The sequence below is a fragment of the Pseudomonas sp. EGD-AK9 genome (assembly GCF_000465935.2).
GTDB lineage: Bacteria > Pseudomonadota > Gammaproteobacteria > Pseudomonadales > Pseudomonadaceae > Aquipseudomonas.
In genome coordinates, this window is record NZ_AVOF01000595.1 from 1 (window position 1) to 1,187 (window position 1,187).

General features: G+C 70.9%; 1 protein-coding gene. It reads left to right on the forward strand.

Annotated features, from left to right (window positions below; all coding sequences use genetic code 11):
- A partial coding sequence (locus N878_RS21325) for an acetyl-CoA carboxylase biotin carboxyl carrier protein subunit (protein ID WP_021445563.1) occupies positions 1–1,187 on the forward strand: 1,187 nt, incomplete at both ends.

Below are 1,187 nucleotides of genomic sequence, written 5' to 3' on the forward strand. Positions count from 1 at the left end.
GGAGGATGCCGCGCAGCTGGCCGAGGCCTTCGCCCGCTGCGCCTCCGAGGCCCAGGGCGCCTTCGGCAGCGGCGCGCTGTACGTGGAGAAGCGCGTGCGCCGCGCCCGGCATATCGAAGTGCAGGTGCTCGGCGACGGCAGCGGCGCGGTCAGCCACCTGTGGGAGCGCGACTGCAGCCTGCAGCGCCGCCACCAGAAGCTGGTGGAAATCGCGCCCAGCCCGGATCTGGACGCCGTCGCCCGCGAGGCCATCATCGCCAGCGCCCTGCGCCTGGCCGCCGAGGTGCAGTATCGCGGCATCGGCACCTTCGAATTCCTCCTCGACCTCGACCAGCCCGGGCGCTTCTACTTCATGGAAGCCAACCCGCGCGTGCAGGTGGAGCACACCGTCACCGAGCAGGTCACTGGCATCGATCTGCTGCATACGCAACTGCACCTGGCCGCCGGCAGCAGCCTGGCCGAGCTGGGCCTGCTCACTCCGCCGCCAGCGAAAGGCTATGCCGTACAGCTGCGCCTGAATCTGGAAACCCTGCTCGCCGATGGCAGCGCGCGCCCGGCCAGCGGCGTGCTCGGCGCTTACCAGCCGCCCAGCGGCCCCGGCCTGCGCGTGGATGGCTGCGGTTATACCGGCTACGTCGTCAGCCCGGCCTACGACTCGCTGATCGCCAAGCTGATCGCCAGCGCCAGCGACTACCCAGGCGCCCTGCGCCGCGCCTACCGGGCACTGTGCGAATTTCGCCTCGAAGGCGTGGCGAGCAACCTGCACCTGCTGCAGAACCTGCTGCAGCGCGACGAGGTGCTGGCCAATCAGGTCGACACCACCTACGTCGAACGTCACCTGAGCGAGCTGCTGGCCGCCCGCGAACAGGCGCATCCGCACCGCTACTTTGCCGGCGACGCATCTGCGCAAAGCGCCAGAGCCAGCCTCGACGCCCCGCCCGGCACCCTGGCCCTCAGCGCGCCCAGCGCCGGCGTGCTGGTCAGCCTGGCGCTGGCCGAAGGCGACGCCGTGGCCGCCGGTCAGCGCATCGCCGTGCTGGAGGCGATGAAGATGGAGTTCGAGGTCAAGGCCGAGCACAGCGGCATCGTCCGCGCGCTGACGGTTGCACCCGGTGACGCCATCGGTGAGGGCCAGGCGCTGGCGTTTCTGCAGCCGGCCGAGGTGGACAGCCTCGACGCCCACGGCG